Annotated in this window: 1 pseudogene; it reads right to left on the reverse strand. The window is 44.9% G+C overall.

From position 1 onward, the window contains the following. Positions 1-335, reverse strand: a pseudogene (locus CIK04_RS34810) (tetratricopeptide repeat protein); the annotation flags it as partial. Positions 336-653 lie beyond the last annotated feature (318 nt).

The raw sequence follows: 653 nt of genomic DNA on the forward strand, positions 1-653 counted from the left end.
ACGAAAAGAGATAAAATGATCATTCGCGAGCAGCGATAAGGCGGCCTCATTGTAAGGTTCAAGCTGTAAGGCTTGCTCAAGCAAAAGGCTTCCTCACCACTCATTGTCTGAGATCCAAGGTAGTACAATGCGGTTGCTTTTGCCGCAAGTTGAGTAGAGGACGGCTGCTCGGTCAGCTGTATTGCATAGTCGAAACAGATCAAAGCAGCATCCAACTCTTTATTAAGCAGGTACCCTTGCCCAAGTTGAAACCACAACTCCGCATCATTCGGATTCTCTTTTAATTGAACTTGCAGTTGCGCCATCAAGTCCTCCACCGTCATGCTCTTTAACATCGTATTTCTGGCTTTGGTTCAGGCGGGAGCTCTGCAGTACACCATAGGTAATCACAGCACCAACCAGCGTTAAGAAGCTAAGTAGATACCATTGTTTCGCCGCCCATTTCGCGGCCGCCATCCAGATACTGATCAGAAAAAACAGCATCATAATTGTCGCGAATAATTAACCAGCTATCCATATGATTATCCTTTAGAAAATGAGCATTCAGCTTAGCAAACTTTTTCAGCGCCCGCTTTGACCCATTGCCAACTTCCTATCGACCAAAAAGAAAAAGCCAGATAGTTTGCAACATATCTGGCTTTTGTTATGTCGTT

This window comes from Vibrio sp. 03_296, from assembly GCF_002265885.1.